Origin of the sequence: Micromonospora arborensis, assembly GCF_003205615.1 — a bacterium.
In the GTDB taxonomy this organism is placed as follows: Bacteria; Actinomycetota; Actinomycetes; order Mycobacteriales; family Micromonosporaceae; genus Micromonospora; species Micromonospora arborensis.
This window is the reverse complement of the sequence record NZ_PYBV01000022.1, coordinates 103,297-115,721: the sequence shown is the minus strand read 5'-3', so window position 1 is coordinate 115,721 and position 12,425 is coordinate 103,297. Positions and strand designations below refer to the sequence as shown.

At 71.6% G+C, this 12,425-nt stretch carries 11 protein-coding genes; 4 read left to right on the top strand and 7 right to left on the bottom strand.

Features of this window, described 5'->3' with window-relative positions; all coding sequences use genetic code 11:
* A partial coding sequence (locus C7C45_RS18955) for an SDR family oxidoreductase (protein WP_146247345.1) occupies positions 1 to 235 on the top strand: 235 nt, incomplete at its 5' end.
* 14 nt (positions 236 to 249) lie between these two features.
* Entirely contained in the window at positions 250 to 2,169 is a 1,920-nt protein-coding gene (locus C7C45_RS18950; protein ID WP_110565020.1) for a helix-turn-helix domain-containing protein, read from the top strand.
* Positions 2,170 to 2,281: 112 nt separating this feature from the next.
* On the opposite strand, the gene C7C45_RS18945 is transcribed toward C7C45_RS18950, so the two are convergent.
* Positions 2,282 to 2,890, bottom strand: a complete 609-nt coding sequence (locus C7C45_RS18945) for a TetR/AcrR family transcriptional regulator (RefSeq protein ID WP_110565010.1) — start codon at positions 2,888 to 2,890, stop codon at positions 2,282 to 2,284.
* Positions 2,891 to 2,900: 10 nt separating this feature from the next.
* Positions 2,901 to 4,469, bottom strand: a complete 1,569-nt coding sequence (locus C7C45_RS18940) for an MFS transporter (protein ID WP_110565009.1) — start codon at positions 4,467 to 4,469, stop codon at positions 2,901 to 2,903.
* 326 nt (positions 4,470 to 4,795) lie between these two features.
* On the opposite strand from C7C45_RS18940, the gene C7C45_RS18935 reads away from it, so the two are divergent.
* Positions 4,796 to 5,653 carry an SPFH domain-containing protein gene (locus C7C45_RS18935; protein WP_110565008.1) on the top strand — a complete coding sequence of 286 codons (858 nt, stop codon included), beginning with the start codon at positions 4,796 to 4,798 and terminating at the stop codon, positions 5,651 to 5,653.
* Positions 5,654 to 5,668: 15 nt separating this feature from the next.
* Here the strand turns inward: C7C45_RS18935 and C7C45_RS18930 are convergent, their stop codons facing one another.
* The 5 genes from C7C45_RS18930 to C7C45_RS18910 form a co-directional block, all read right to left on the bottom strand.
* Positions 5,669 to 6,949, bottom strand: coding sequence for an FAD-dependent oxidoreductase (locus tag C7C45_RS18930; protein WP_110565007.1), 1,281 nt, complete (start codon positions 6,947 to 6,949; stop codon positions 5,669 to 5,671).
* On the bottom strand, positions 6,942 to 7,550 hold the full coding sequence (locus tag C7C45_RS18925; protein WP_110565006.1) for a TetR/AcrR family transcriptional regulator: 609 nt from the start codon (positions 7,548 to 7,550) through the stop codon (positions 6,942 to 6,944). The genes C7C45_RS18930 and C7C45_RS18925 overlap by 8 nt, the downstream gene beginning before the upstream one ends.
* Before the next feature lie 248 nt (positions 7,551 to 7,798).
* Positions 7,799 to 8,941, bottom strand: coding sequence for an alcohol dehydrogenase catalytic domain-containing protein (locus tag C7C45_RS18920; protein ID WP_244200441.1), 1,143 nt, complete (start codon positions 8,939 to 8,941; stop codon positions 7,799 to 7,801).
* Entirely contained in the window at positions 8,938 to 10,392 is a 1,455-nt protein-coding gene (locus C7C45_RS18915; RefSeq protein ID WP_110565005.1) for an aldehyde dehydrogenase family protein, read from the bottom strand. Before C7C45_RS18915 ends, C7C45_RS18920 begins: the two co-directional genes overlap by 4 nt.
* 104 nt (positions 10,393 to 10,496) lie before the next feature.
* Positions 10,497 to 11,153 carry a TetR/AcrR family transcriptional regulator C-terminal domain-containing protein gene (locus C7C45_RS18910; protein WP_110565004.1) on the bottom strand — a complete coding sequence of 219 codons (657 nt, stop codon included), beginning with the start codon at positions 11,151 to 11,153 and terminating at the stop codon, positions 10,497 to 10,499.
* A gap of 97 nt (positions 11,154 to 11,250) precedes the next feature.
* Between C7C45_RS18910 and C7C45_RS18905 the strand changes: the two genes are divergently transcribed.
* A complete protein-coding gene (locus tag C7C45_RS18905; protein ID WP_110565018.1) occupies positions 11,251 to 12,423 on the top strand; it encodes an acyl-CoA dehydrogenase family protein in 1,173 nt (390 codons plus the stop codon).
* Positions 12,424 to 12,425: the final 2 nt, after the last annotated feature.

Below are 12,425 nucleotides of genomic sequence, written 5' to 3'. Positions count from 1 at the left end.
CAACCCGGCGTACGTGCGGACCGCCCTGGTGGAGAGCCAGATCGCCGACCAGGCGGCCAGCCACGGCATCGGCGAGGACGAGGTGATCGAGGAGATCATGTTGGCCCGGGCCGCGATCAAGCGGCTGATCGAACCGGAGGAGGTCGCCGAGCTGCTGGCGTACCTCTGCTCGCCGCCGGCGGCGTTCATCACCGGCGCGTCGATCGCCCTCGACGGGGGCTGGACGGCCAACTAGTGGGGCTGAGCACAATGTCGACCATGTCATCGCCGGTGGAGTTCCTGGAGCTGCTCGCCCGTGAGGCCGCGGCGGTCGAGTTCGAGGGACCACTGGTGGCCGCGCGGGCTGCCGGGCTGGCGCCGGACCGGCTGGCCGAGCTGGAGCAGGCCAAGTCGGTGGCGTTGCGGGTCCGCGCGCTGCTGGAGCGTCGGCGCCGCCGGGAGACCGAGCTGTCCGGCCTGTACGACACGGTCAGCGACCTGGCCGGGCTACGCGACCTGGACGACGTGTTGCGGGCGATCGTGCACCGTGCCCGCAACCTGCTCGGCGCGGACGTGGCGTACATGACGCTCAACGACGACGAGCGCGGCGACACGTACATGCGGGTGACCGACGGGTCGGTCTCGGCCCGTTTCCAGCGGCTGCGCCTGCCGATGGGCGCCGGCCTCGGCGGCCTGGTGGCCCAGTCCGGCGCCCCGTACGTCACCGCCAACTACGGCGAGGACGCGCGCTTCCACCACACCGGCGAAATCGACGCCGGGGTCGGGGAGGAGGGCCTGGTGGCGATCCTCGGGGTGCCGCTACGGCTCGGCTCCACCTCGATCGGGGTGCTCTACGCGGCCAACCGTTCGGCCCGGCCGTTCGTCCGGGAGGAGGTGGCGCTGCTGGTCTCGCTCGCCGCGCACGCCGCGGTGGCGATCGACACCGCCCGGCTGTTGACCGAGACCCGCTCGGCGTTGGCGGAGCTGTCAGCGGCGAACACCACCATCCGGGCGCACAGCAGCTCGGTGGAGCGGGCCGCGGCGGCACACGACCGGATGACCGCGCTGGTGTTGCGCGGCGGCGGGGTGGAGGACGTGGCGGCCGCGGTGACGGAGGTGCTGGGCGGCGCGCTGCTGGCGCTGGACGCCGAGGGCCGCCTGCTGGCCCGGGTCGGTGAGATCGACGAGCCCGACCGCGCGGACATCGTCGAGGCGGTGGCCGCGTCCCGTACGGAGGGGCGCAGCGTACGCCGCAGTCCACTCTGGTACGCGGCGGTGGTGGCGGGCGCGGAGAACCTGGGTGCCCTGGTGCTGCGCCCGGACGACGAGTTGGTCGACGCCGACCAGCGGATCCTGGAGCGGGCCGCGCTGGTGACCGCGCTGCTGCTGCTGTTCCGCCGGACGGTCGCCGAGGCGGAGGGGCGGGTCCGCGGCGAGCTGCTGGACGACCTGATCGCCCGCCCGCTGCGGGACACCGACGCGCTGCGCAGCCGGGCCCGCCGGCTCGGGGTGGACCTGGACGCCCCGCACGTGCTGGTGGCGGTGGGCGACGATGCGATCGCCGCGACCGGCTCGGCCCGGCAGCGGGTGCTCTCCTGGGCCACCACGTACGCCTCGGCACGTGGTGGGCTGGCCGCGGCGCGCGACGGTCGGGTGGTGCTGATGCTGCCGGGGCTGGACGCCGGTGGCAGTGCCCGTGCGGTGGCCCGGGATCTGTCCCGGGTGACCGGCCGACCGGTGACCGCCGGGGCGAGCGGCCCGTCGAACGGGCCGGCGGCGCTGGCCGGGACGTTCCACGAGGCGGACCGGTGCCTGACGGCGCTGGGCGCGCTGGGCCGCGCCGGTCAGGGGGCGAGCACGGCGGAGTTGGGCTTCGTCGGGTTGCTGTTGGGCACGGTCGGTGACCGGGGTGAGAAGGACGTGACCCAGTTTCTCAGCGCCACCGTCGGGCCGGTGGTCGACTACGACGCGCGGCGGGGCACGGCTCTGGTGAAGACGCTGGAGGCGTACTTCGGGGTGGGTGGCAGCCTGGCCCGGGCCGCCGAGCAGTTGCACGTGCACGTCAACACGGTGACCCAGCGGTTGGAGCGGGTCGGGCAGCTGCTCGGCGCCGACTGGCAGCGGCCCGAGCGTGCGCTGGAGGTGCAGCTCGCGCTGCGCCTGCACCGACTGCGCGCCCCGGCCGGCTGACCACCGCCGCCGGCCCCGCCCGGCCGACGCCAACAGACGACGCCCGCCCGGCCGACGCCAACAGACCAGGCCCGGGCTGACCACCGCGCACGCCAGCCGACCATCGTCAGCTTCAGCGGACGCGGATGCCCTCCAGCACGGCGTCGACGACCTGGACGGGCAGCGTCTGCTCGTCCAGGTCCGGATTCCACTGCAACACTCGCTGGATCAGCATCGGCCCGGTCAACAGCGCCATCGTCACCTCGACGTCGATGTCGGCCCGGAGCACGCCCTCGTCGATGCCGCGCCGCAGCACCTCGCGCATCAGCTGGCGGCGGGGCGAGATGATGCTCTGGTAGAGCTGGAACTGATCCGAACTGCGGTTCACGGCGGGTGCCAGACAGGGCATGATCTTCGCCGCGCGCGGGTCGACGTTCTTGCCGATCGCGCCGACCAGCAGCACCAGGTCGTCGCGGACGGAGTGCCCGGCCGGCTGCGCCGGGACGCCCTTGAGCCGACGTAGCGCGTCCAGCAGCAGGGCGTCCTTGCCGGCCCAGCGGCGGTAGATGGTGGCCTTGCCAACTCCGGCGCGAGCGGCGATCGCCTCGATCGAGAGCGCCTCGATGGTGCTGCCCTCGGCGAGCAGGTCGAGGGTGGCCTCGATGATGGCCTCATCGGCGCGGATGCTCCGCGGTCGCCCGGGCGACCGCGGAGCATCCGGGGTGGACGTCATGTCCGACATACTTCCCGACCTATGCCGTGCCGGCCAGCTCGGGCTCGGCAACCTGGGCCGCCGGGGCAACGCTGGTTTCCTCCCGACCCGGCATCCAGCGCAGCACCACGATGATCCCGAGCGCGGCGATCACCGCGGAGAGCGCGGCTGCCCAGTGCATGGCGGTGACGAAGGCGTCGTTGGCTGCCGAGATCAGCGCCGGCGCCGCCGGGCCGAGCTGGGCCGCCGCCGCGTACGCCCCGGAGATCGACTCGTTGGCCGCGTCGTGGGCCTGCGCGGGCAGACCGGTCAACGCGTCGCCGATGTCGCTGCGGTAGACCGCGGAGAGCACCGAGCCGAGGATCGCCACGCCGAGCGCGCCGGCCACCTGACGGACGGTGTTGCTGACCGCGGAGCCCACGCCGGCCTTCTCCCGGGGCAGCGCCGACATGATCGACTCAGTGGCCGGGGGCATGATGTTGGCCATTCCGGCGCCCTGGATGAGGAAGACGAGCAGCACGATCCAGATCGGGGTGGAGGCGCCGATGAAGACGAACGCGGCGAGGGACACCGCGGTCAGGCCCAACCCGACGGTGGCGACGGCCCGGCCACCGTACCGGCGGACCATCGCGGCGCTGCGCGGCGCGAAGATCAGTTGGGCGCCGGCGAAGGGCAGGAAGAGCAGACCGGTCTGCAGCGGGCTGTAGCCACGCACCAGTTGCAGGTAGAACGAGCCGAAGAACATCGAGCCCATCGCGGCGAAGAACACCAGGCCGACGATGGCGACCGGCGCGGCGAAGTGGGGCACCTTGAAGAGCCGGACGTCCAGCGACGGGTGGTCGCTGCTCCGCTCGTGCTGCACGAACCAGGCCAGCACCGCGAGGCCGACCAGGATCGAGCCCCAGGCCAGCGGGCGGTCGAAGCCGTGCTCGCCGCCGTCGATGATGCCGTAGGAGAGGGCGACCAGGCCGACAACGGAGAGGAGGACGCCGAGCACGTCGACGCGGCCGGGCCGCGGGTCACGCGACTCGGGAACCATCACTGCGACCAGGACCACGCCCGCGATGACCACCGGCACGTTGATCAGGAAGACCGAGCCCCACCAGAAGTGCTCCAGCAGCGCGCCGCCGAGGATCGGGCCGACCGCCACCGCGAGGCCGACCGCGCCGGCCCAGACGCCGATCGCCCGGCCGCGCTCACGCGGGTCGAAGACGTTCGAGATGATCGACAGCGTCACCGGCATGATGGCCGCGCCACCGACTCCCATCAGGGCACGGGCCGCGATGAGCTGGCCGGGGCTCTGGGAGTACGCGGAGAGCAGCGACGCCAGGCCGAACAGCGCCAGCCCGACCATCAGGAAGCGCTTACGGCCGACGCGGTCGCCGAGCACCCCGAAGGTGAACAGCAGCCCGGCGAAGACCAGCGTGTAGGAGTTGATGGCCCACTCCAGCTGGCCCTGGCTGGCGCCGAGGCCGTGTGCCGGGTCGGCCAGGGTGCGCAGGGCGACGTTGAGAATCGTGTTGTCGAGGACGACCACGAGGAGGCTGATCACCAGCACCCCGAGGATCGCCCACCTCCTCGGGTGGCCCGTGTTGTTGTGCAGCTCCATGTCTGGTTTCCCCCCACGCTTTCACCCGCCACGCAATACGATACGGGTCAGACTCGTAACGTGAATCAGCGTACGGGCCGGATTAACGATACGGGACCGATCCGTATCGTATGTGGTGGGCATCACGCTCCGGCGCGACGGCCAGGCAGGCGGCGACCGCGTCCGGCAGCGTGCCGAGGTGGCCCGCCCGCCCGGTGAGCGGCTCGATCCAGCCCGGCCCCGCGCCGTACACCCGCAGCGCCGTCGCGGCATCTACCGTCGACGCGCGACTTGACCGGGCCTTCTAGGTTGATGATCGACACAGCCCAGCGAAAGGCCCTCACCCCATGCCCGTCGGCTTCACCATGGCGATCGTCTTCGCCGTCGCCCTGGCGGTCAGCGCCGTCCTGGCCCTCGTCGCCCCCGCGCGGCCGCTGAAGCGGATGGCCGCCCTCGCGGCGCTCGCCTTTCTCGCGCTCACCGTGCTGGTCGGCGTCGTCTCCAGCGCCCACTCGGTGCCCATCCGCTCGGTCGGCATCGTGACCAGCTTCGGCAAGCCCACCGGCGAGGTGACCGGCTCGGGCCTGAAGTGGGTGGCGCCCTGGCAGAAGGTCGGCGAGTGGGACGCGGGCCGGCAGAAGTACGACCACATCGGCGGCAACAACTGCGTACGGGTCCGCACCGGCACGCTCGCCGACGCCTGCGTCGAGGTGCTCATCGAGTGGCAGGTCAAGCCGGAGAACGCGCCGAAGCAGTTCATGGACTACAAGGGTGACTTCGACAGTTTCCGGGGCCAGCGGGTGGGCGTGCAGCTCGACAGCGCGGTCAACGACGCCTTCGCCGCGTACAACCCGCTGGAGAAGATCGACGCCCAGACCGGTGACCTCAACGTCGACCTGAAGCCGTTCGCGGCGAACATCAAGACCAGCGCGGAGACGCGTCTCACCACCGACGTGGACATCCTCTCGGTGACCATCACCCGGGTGAACCACGACGACAAGACCGAGGGCAACATCAAGGCGTTCCAGGACAAGCTGGCGCAGACCCGCAACCTGGAGCAGGACCGTAAGAACGCCGAGATCTCCAAGCAGATCACCGAGACCAACGCGAAGGTCGACAAGGTGACCCGCTGTCTGGAGATCGCGGAGAAGAACGGCGCCAACCCGGGGCTCTGCATCAACCCGGGCATCGTCACCGGCAAGTGACCGACGCTGAGCGGATCAGCTCGTCAGGGTGGCGGCCCGCTCCCAGCGGCGGGGAGCACTGATCTTGGCCCAGCTCGGGCCGAAGGTCATCCGGCGCAGCGGTGACACGATGTCACAGAGGCTGAACCAGCCACGGGTCAAGCCCACGTTCACCGGGTTGCTCATCATGCCCTGCTGGAGGGTCCGCAGGGCCAGGTCGACGGCTTCGAAGCCGTACTCGCGCATCTCGGTCTCGTATTCGCCGATGGCGTCCAGCAGCGGCAGGTGACCGGTGCCGGCCAGAGACAACTGACGGGTGAGCAGGGCGGCGTCGCGCAGTGCGGTGTTGGCGCCGTTACCGCCGGCCGGCGGCATGCCGTGCACCGCGTCGCCGAGCACGGTGACCCGGGAGGGCGCCCAGGGCGCAGGACGGTCGGACGCCTGGAACGGGAACACGCTCACGTCGCCTGGTGGGCACTCGTCGATCAGTCGGCGTAGCGCGGGGTGCCACTCCGTGATCAGCCTGGCGATGTAGGCCTTCAACTGTGCGCCGTCGAGGCGCTCCGGACGCGAGGGGAACAGTTCGTTACGGGCGACGAACGCGCACAGCACATAGTCGTCCCCTACCGCCTTCTGGCGTTCGAACACGGAGGTGAACAGGAAGTGCGGCGCACCGGTCAGGACGAGGTTCATGCCTTCGGCCAGCCGGGCGGGTAGCCAGGCGCGAGTGTCGTCGTTCAGCGGCAACTTGAGCCCGACGCCCACCGCACCGGTGTCCCGCTGCGTGGCGGTCGGCAGGTACTGCGCGCGCACCCGGGAGTTGATCCCGTCGGCGCCGACCAGGACGTCGCAGGTGGCGGACGTTCCATCGGCGAAGTGCGCGGTGGGGCGACCGTCGGCGGTGAGCTCGTAGCGTTCGAAGGTCTTGTCGTAGTGGACGGTGTCGTCGAGTCCGTCGAGGAGAACGCCGCGCAGCGTGTGACGATCGACCGGGTAGGCCCGTTCGGCGGGGTCGGGGTCGTCGGGATACATGAGCGCGTCCTCGACGAGGACCAGCGTGCGCAGGTCGGTGCCCAGGAAGCCGAAGCCGCCGCCGGGGCGGCCCACGGTGTCCGTGAACGCCTGCCACTGTGGGTCGGGCAGGCAGGCACGCAGCGACCGACTGCCCGCCGGGTTGATCGCCAGCCGGTACCGGTCGACCCGGTCGTCGCGGCGCCGGTCACGCTCGTACACGGCGGCGTTGATGCCGTTCTTACGGAGCCCCTGGGCGAGCGCGAGGCCGCCGATGCCACCGCCGACGATGAGTACGTCAAGCATGAGTGAGCCTTTCCGGTGAGAAGAGGTCGCACAGTTGGTTGACGACCGACTCGGCCTTGTCCGGACGGAGGCGAATGCCTTTGACGGTGGCGATCACCAGCTCGACGCTGGCAGCGACGTTGAGGTTCATCGACCAGACGTGTTGCTCGATGCCTTCGTTGAAGATCGCCGCAAGCGCGTCCCGCCACCCCTGTTCGTCGTGGTCGATGTCGACCTCGGTGGACTTGTCCCGCCGAGCGCGAAGATCGAGCTCATCGAGCACGACGAACAACTCGGGCCGTACCACGACGGCGGTGGCGATCTCGTTGAGGTGTTGCCGCAACCGGGCGGCGGGTTCCAGGTCGTTGTGCATCGTCGCCTCGAATTGGCTGGTCACGTGCTCGAGCACCGCGGCGATCAGGTCCGCCTTGGTCCGGAAATAGTGGTGCAGCGTCGAGTGGTCGATGCCTGCCGCGGCAGCGATCGGTCGTAGCCGGAACCCCTCAAAGCCGTGCTCGGCGATCGCCGAGAAGGCCGCGTGGACCAGGGCCTGCCGGCGGTCGAGCTGTTCAGTCATCCTCAAGCCATTCCTCAACCAAGCGGTTGGTTGATAGTTCAGCATCTGTGTGACGCCCTGTCAACCACGTGGTTGGTGGACATCTCCCGGCCCGGGCTGTGGACGCAGCCGGCGGTGACCTTCGGTCACCTCCATAAAGGGCGGATGCGGTAGTGAGCGGTATACCTCAGAGTCATATTCATACCTCTGAGGTATACCGCTCACCAGCACATCGACATGGCAGGCAGCCAAAGCGGATGGCGAGCGCCCTTCGCCGCGCCCGCCGCGCAGCCGAGCAAGGCGCGCTGCCCGCGTCAGTTCAGGGTGACCACCCAACGAGCGCCCTCGCCCCGGGCGAGCCGCTCGAACGCCGTGGGCGCTTCCTCCAGCCCAATCGTGCCGCTGACCAGCACCCGCAGGTCCAGTGCACCTGCGGCAAGCTCGGCGGCCAGCACCGGCACCTCCCGGTCCGGGTCGGACGAGCCGTACACCGAGGAGCGCAGCGTACGGGCGGAGTGGAAGATGTCCAGCGCGCCGAGGCTGACCATGTCGTCCTTGGCGCCCATGCCGACCACGGTCACCGCTCCCCCGCGCCGGGTGAGCCGCCAGGCAGCGCGGATGGTGGCGGCCCGGCCGACGCACTCGAAGGCGTGGTCGACACCGCGGCTCTCGGTGCGCGCCCGTACCTCCTTGGAGAGCCGGTCGTCGGAGAGCAGGAAGTCGGTGGCCCCGGCGGCGAGCGCCAGGTCCCGTTTGGCCTCGGCGACGTCGATGGCCAGGATCGTCGTGGCGCCGGCGCGGCGGGCCGCGCTGAGCACGGCGAGCCCGACCCCACCGAGCCCGACGACCGCTACCGACTCGCCCGGCGCCACCCGGGCGGTGTTGCGGACCGCGCCGACGCCGGTGAGCACCGCGCAGCCGAGCAGTGCGGCCTGCTCGGGCGGCAGCCCGGCGGGGATCGGGATGACGGCGCGCTCGGGCACCACCACCGCCTCGGCGAGCGCGCCGAGGCCGAGGGTCAGATGCAACGGGACACCGTCGTCGGTCTCGCCGCGCGGCACGGTCGGCGCGCTGGTGTCGGCGCAGAGCCACGGCTCGCCGCGCCGGCACCACCAGCAGGACCGACAGGCCGGCGCCCAGTTGAGCACCACCGGCGTGCCGACCGTCAGCCGGCTGCCCGGCCCGACCTCGGCCACCACTCCGGTCGCCTCATGCCCGAGCACCAGCGGGAACCTCGCGGCGAGAGTGCCGTTGACCATCGACAGGTCGGAGTGGCAGACGCCGGCCGCCGTGATCGTCACCCGCACCTCGCCGGGGCCGGGCGCGGGCAGGCGTACCCGCTCGACCCGCAGCTCAGCACCGGAGGAGCGCGCGACGAGCGCACGGACGGTGACCGGCGCGGACGCCGACTCGGTGCCGCCCGCCGACCCGGTCGAGGTCAGCTCGGTGCCGGTCATCGCTGGATCGCCTTCAGCTCGCAGAACTCGGCGAGCCCGTGCACGCCCAACTCCCGGCCCAGGCCGGACTGCTTGTAACCGCCGAACGGGGCGAGCGGGTTGAACGGTGCGCCGTTGATGTCGACCGCGCCGGTGCGCAGCCGCCGGGCCACCGCGAGCGCCGCGTCGGTGTCGGCGGACCAGACCGCGCCGGCCAGCCCGTACTTCGAGTTGTTGGCGATGGTGACCGCCTCGTCGGTGTCGTCGAACGGGAGGACGGCGAGCACCGGGCCGAAGACCTCCTCCTGGGCGAGCGCGCTGTCGGGGTGCACGTCGGCGAAGACGGTCGGGGCGACGAAATGCCCGTGGGCCGGCACCGGGGCGTCGGGACCACCGGCGACCAGCCGGGCACCGTCGGCCAGTGCCCGGTCGATGTGGCCGCGTACGCGTTCGGCCTGGGTGGCGGAGACCAGCGGGCCGAGCCGGGTGGTGGGGTCGAACGGGTCGCCGAGCCGGTACCCGGCAATGGCCGTGGCGATCAGGTCGAGCGCTTCGTCATACCGGTCGCGGTGCACCAGCATCCGGGTCCACGCGGTGCAGGTCTGACCGGAGTTGAGCAGGGCGTTGCCGACGCCCACCTTGACCGCGGTGGCCAGGTCGGCGTCGGGGAGGATCACGTTTGCGGACTTGCCGCCCAGTTCCAGCGCGACCCGGGCGATCCGGTCGGCGGCGAGCCGCATGATCCGGGTGCCGGTGGCGGTGGAGCCGGTGAACGAGACCAGGTCGACGTCGGGGTGCCCGGCCAGGGCCTCGCCCACCACCGGCCCGGTCCCGGGGACCAGGTTGAGCACGCCCGGCGGCAGCCCGGCCTCGGTGACCGCGTCGAAGAGCAGGTACGCGGTCAACGGGGTCAACTCGCTGGGTTTGAGCACCACCGTGCAACCGGCGGCCAGGGCGGGCGCCAGCTTCGCCAGCACCTGGTGCAGCGGGTAGTTCCACGGGGTGATCGCGCCGACCACGCCGACCGGCTCGCGCACGACGAGGGAGTTGCCGATGGTCTCGTCCAGCGGTGGCCGGGCGGCGAGGGCGACGTGGTCGCGCAGCACGGTCAACGGCAGGCCGACCTGCACTCGGGTGGCGAGCTTGAGCGGCGAGCCCTGCTCGGCGGCGATGGTGCGAGCGAGGTCGTCGGCGCGTGCGGCGAGCGCGGTGTGCAGCCGGTCGAGGTGGGCCGAGCGCTCGGCGGGTGCGGTGGCCGACCAGCCGGGAAACGCGGCGCGGGCCGCGGCCACGGCGCGGTCCACATCGGCCGGGGTCCCGGCTGGCACCTGCCCGATCAGCTCGCCGGTGCTCGGATTTTCCACGTCGATCAGATCGGCCTCGGCGGGAGAGGTCCACGCGCCGCCAAGGTGCAGGTGGCGCCGGAGGCGCAGGGCGTCGGGTAGCTGCGACGGCGGAGCGGCGAGGTCCATGTCGTCCCTTCGGGGGTGGTCGATGGGCGCTGGCGACGGGGTCGCGGTGGGCGCTGGCGACGGGGTCGCGGTGGGCGAAGAAACTAGCGCTGGGAGTTTGGACGCTACCCGTTGGGCCGGGCGGCTTCCACCGTGGCGACGGTGCGGGTGTACTCGGCGGCCAGGCCGTGCAGCAGGGCGTCCAGGCCGAGGGCGAAGGCACCCTCGTCCACGCTCTGCTGGTGCTCAACGAGCCGGTGCGCCTGACGCAGGTGCGGGTAGTGCGCCGCGTACAGCGCGGGGTCCTCGACGAACCCGCGGGCGAACGAGCCGAGCGCCGACCCGGCCACGAAGTAGCGCAGCGCGGCGCCGATGTGGGTGGCCCGGGCGGGCGGCCAGCCGGCGCGTACCAGCCCGCCGTAGACCGCGTCGGCCATCGCCAGCGCGGCCGGTCGCCGGCCCGGGCCCTGGGCCAGGTACGGCACGATGTTCGGGTGCACGGTGAGCGCCCGCCGATAGGACCAGGCCCAGTCGCGAAGTGCGGCGACCCAGTCCCGGCTGGCGAAGCCGCTGGTGTCGACCGCGGCGGTGACCGTGTCGGCGACCGCGTCGAGGATCTCGTCCTTGGTGGCGAAGTGGTTGTAGAGCGACGGCCCGCGCACGCCCAGCTCGGCGGCGAGCCGCCGGGTGGAGAAGGCGGGCAGGCCCTCGGCGTCGATGAGCGCGGTGGCGGTCTCGACGATCAGCTGCCGGGTGAGCCGGGGCTGGCGGGGTCGGGGCACTGCGCTCCTCGCGGGTCTCGGCCGTCGGTCTGGACGCGACAAAACTTGCACCGCTAGTTTAAGGGTGACCGGCAGCGCCGACGCCAGGAGGATCACCGTGGACTTTGCACTGACCGACGAGGAGCGGGCGGTGCGGGACACCGTCCGATCGTTCATCCGCCGCGAGGTGATGCCCCTGGAGGCGGAGGTGCTCCGCCGGGAGCGGGCGCACCAACCGGGCCTCGACCACTCCGAACTGCGCGAGCTGCAGCTCAAGGCGCGCACGTTCGGCTTCTGGGGCCTCGCCACCGGGGAAGAGTACGGCGGGATGAACCTGCCGGCGGTGCTCCAGTCGCTGATCTGGACCGAGTTGGGCCACACGTTCGTGCCGTTCCGCTTCGGCGGGGAGGCGGACAACATCCTGTTCCACGCCACCGAAGAGCAGAAGCGGGAGTTCCTCATCCCGACCATCGAGGGCGAGCGGCGCTCCTGCTTCGCCATCACCGAGCCGGGCGCGGGCTCGGACGCGGCGAACATCCGGCTGTCCGCCCGCCGCGACGGCGACGACTGGGTCCTCGACGGCGAGAAGACCTTCATCACCGGCGGCCACGACGCCGACTTCGCCATCGTGGTCGCGGTCACCGACCGGGAGAAGGGCGCCCGCAACGGTGGGGCCACCGCGTTCCTGGTGGACCGGGCGATGGGCTGGCGCTCGGAGTTCATCCAGACCATGGGCGAGGGCGGGCCGGCGTCGCTCGTCTTCGACGGCGTACGCGTGCCGCACCGCAACATCCTCGGCGAGATCGGGCAGGGCTTCACGCTGGGCATGGAGTGGATCGGCAAGGGCCGTTACACCATCCCGTCGCACGCCATCGGCATCGCCGAGCGGGTGCTGCAGATGGCGATCGACTACGCCAACACCCGGGAGACCTTCGGCGCGAAGATCGGCACCAACCAGGCCATCCAGTGGATGATCGCCGACTCGGAGACGGAGCTGGAGGCGGCCCGCTGGCTGGTGCTGCGCTCGGCGTGGACGGTCGATGCGGGCCTGGACCCCCGGCACGCCTCGTCGATGGGCAAGCTCTACGGCGCCGGGATGGTCAACCGCGTGGTCGACCGGGTGCTCCAGATCCACGGCGGCATGGGCTACACCCGTGAGCTGCCCATCGAACGCTGGTACCGGCAGGTCCGGCTCTACCGGATCTTCGAGGGCACCGACGAGATGCAGCGGCTGATCATCTCCCGCGATCTGCTGCGCGGGTACACGAAGATCGGCGGTCACCTGGCCTGAGC

Coding starts and splice junctions, on each gene's coding strand:
- C7C45_RS18930 (WP_110565007.1), bottom strand. CDS start 6,949: ATGCTTGACGTACTCATCGTCGGCGGTGGCATCGGCGGCCTCGCGCTC.
- C7C45_RS18945 (WP_110565010.1), bottom strand. CDS start 2,890: ATGTCGGACATGACGTCCACCCCGGATGCTCCGCGGTCGCCCGGGCGA.
- C7C45_RS18925 (WP_110565006.1), bottom strand. CDS start 7,550: ATGCTGAACTATCAACCAACCGCTTGGTTGAGGAATGGCTTGAGGATG.
- C7C45_RS18950 (WP_110565020.1), top strand. CDS start 250: ATGTCGACCATGTCATCGCCGGTGGAGTTCCTGGAGCTGCTCGCCCGT.
- C7C45_RS18915 (WP_110565005.1), bottom strand. CDS start 10,392: ATGGACCTCGCCGCTCCGCCGTCGCAGCTACCCGACGCCCTGCGCCTC.
- C7C45_RS18920 (WP_244200441.1), bottom strand. CDS start 8,941: ATGACCGGCACCGAGCTGACCTCGACCGGGTCGGCGGGCGGCACCGAG.
- C7C45_RS18940 (WP_110565009.1), bottom strand. CDS start 4,469: ATGGAGCTGCACAACAACACGGGCCACCCGAGGAGGTGGGCGATCCTC.
- C7C45_RS18935 (WP_110565008.1), top strand. CDS start 4,796: ATGCCCGTCGGCTTCACCATGGCGATCGTCTTCGCCGTCGCCCTGGCG.